This window comes from Nocardioides sp. (assembly GCF_024509035.1).
GTDB lineage: Bacteria > Actinomycetota > Actinomycetes > Propionibacteriales > Nocardioidaceae > Nocardioides.
This window is the reverse complement of the sequence record NZ_JANINT010000330.1, coordinates 1-2,070: the sequence shown is the minus strand read 5'-3', so window position 1 is coordinate 2,070 and position 2,070 is coordinate 1. Positions and strand designations below refer to the sequence as shown.

2 protein-coding genes and 1 pseudogene are annotated in these 2,070 nt (G+C 71.3%); 1 reads left to right on the top strand and 2 read right to left on the bottom strand.

Annotation, left to right across the window (positions count from 1 at the left end; translation table 11 throughout):
* Positions 1–328, bottom strand: a pseudogene (locus Q0L15_RS20535) (hypothetical protein); the annotation flags it as partial.
* A gap of 52 nt (positions 329–380) precedes the next feature.
* Between Q0L15_RS20535 and Q0L15_RS20530 the strand changes: the two are divergent.
* The gene (locus tag Q0L15_RS20530; RefSeq protein WP_296606533.1) at positions 381–1,313 is read left to right on the top strand and encodes a hypothetical protein; all 933 of its coding nucleotides are present in this window, start codon (positions 381–383) and stop codon (positions 1,311–1,313) included.
* A gap of 14 nt (positions 1,314–1,327) precedes the next feature.
* Here Q0L15_RS20530 and Q0L15_RS20525 read toward each other — a convergent pair.
* Positions 1,328–2,070: GntR family transcriptional regulator (locus Q0L15_RS20525; RefSeq protein ID WP_296606531.1), on the bottom strand; the 743-nt coding region annotated here is incomplete at its 5' end.

Here is a 2,070-nt window from a genome sequence, read left to right as displayed (position 1 = left end):
GAACGTCGATCACGCCGTCCCAGTAGTCCACCGACACGTGGCCGGTGGTGCACACGACGTGCACGCCGCTGGCCTCGGAGATCCGCTGCAGCGCCGGCGCGTCCCGGCCGAACTCGGCGACCGTCAGCTCGATCAGGGCGCCGCCGCCGGCCTGGCGGAAGATCGCGAGCTCGGCGATCGCGCGCTCGGGATCGTCGAGCAGCAGGTCGTCGCCGTCGCGCAGGCGGGGGGCCGGCGCGGTGACCAGGTGCTCGTGGCACACGGTGAGACCGAGCGCGTCGGGGGAGACATCGCCGAGGACGGTGCGGACGAACGGTTGACCGGGCATGATGGATATCATAACGTCATAACAAGATGACGTGAGAGAAGGAGGTATCCGCGTGCGTCGCCTCTACTTCGTCGGTGTCTCCACGACCCAGTCGAGCATCATGACGATCTTCCCGGCGTGGGCCGAGGTGCTGGGTCTCGATGCCGAGATGCGAGGTGTGGACCTGCCGTTGCAGGCCCCCCTCGCCGACGTGCGCGACGCCGTCGCCGCGGTGCGCTCCGACCCGCAGGCCGCCGGCGCCCTGGTCACCACCCACAAGGCCGCGGTCCACGATGCCGCCGGCGCGTGGTTCGACGAGCTCGACGAGGCCGCGCGGCTGTGCCACGAGGTCTCGTGCATCGTGCTCCGCGACGGGCGGATGCTGGGCTGGGCCAAGGATCCGATCACCTCGCGGCAGGCCTACACCCAGCTCCTGGGTCCAGAGCCGTGGCGCGACGGCGCGAGCGACGTCGTCTGTCTCGGAGCGGGAGGCGCGGGCCTGGCGCTCCTGGTCGCCGTGCTGGGTGAGGAGCACCAGCCGGGACGGTTCGTGCTGACCGACCGCGACCCGGAGCGGCTCGAGCTCGCCAACGAGGTTCTCTCGCGGCTGCGGCCCCGGGCCGAGGTGGAGCTGTGCCGCACCGCCGGCACCTCGGACACCGACCAGGTCGTGGCCTCCGCCGCGCCCGGCTCCCTGATCGTGAACGCGACCGGCATGGGCAAGGACTCGCCGGGCTCGCCGATCAGCGACGGGGCGGTGTTCCCGCGCGGCGCGGTCGCGTGGGACATGAACTACCGCGGGGATCTCGACTTCCTCAGGCAGGCTCGGGCGCAGGAGTGGGACCGCGGTCTGACGATCGCCGACGGGTGGCGGTACTTCCTGCACGGCTGGACCGAGGTCATCGCCGAGGTCTTCGACGTGCCGATGCACACCACGCGCTTCGCGGAGCTGGCCGCCGTGGCCGCCGAGGTCACCGGTCGCAACGTCGCGGGGACGGCGCCGTGACCGCGAGGACGTGCTCAGACGAGGGCCTGGGCGAGCAGCGCTCCGCCCGGACGCTTGTCGCGCACCACGTCCATCTCGACGCGCATCCGGTCCGCCCGGTGCCAGGCTCGGAAGCACTCGATGACACCTCCGACGGCGTCGCGACCCACCGACTCGACGTAGAGAAGGGGGTCGCCGGGGCCGACGCCGAGCAGCCCGGTCATCATGCCGGCGGCGGTCGTCGCCTCGATGGAGCGGTGCCCGCTCTCGATGCGCAGCCCGAACGAGTCCTCGAGGATGCGGTAGAGCGAACCCTTCGACAGGTCCGCCGCCCGCAGGTGCTCGAGCAGCTGGAGGTCGTCGCGGTTGACGTAGGACTTCGTGAAGGCGACGACCTCGTCGTTGACGGCTCGCTGGCGGACGATCTCCAGGCAGTGCGCGCCCGCGTCCGTGCCCATCAGCTCCCGGATGCGCCCCGCGACCTCGACCCGGTCGATCGAGAGCACCGTGCTGGACACGGAGTGCCCGTGGCTGGTCATGTCCTCGAAGAAGCCGACCGTGCTCTCCATGAACTGCTCGGAGAGCTTGGGCCGCGCGACGAACGTCCCCTTGCCGCGCATCCGGTGCAGGACGCCCTCCGTGACCAGCTCCCCGACGGCCTGGCGGACCACGGTGCGCGACACGCCGTACCGGGCACACATCTCGGTCTCCGACGGCAGCAGGTGCCCGGGCTCCAGGCCGTTCTGGGCGATCTCGCGCAGGATCAGCTGCTTCAGCT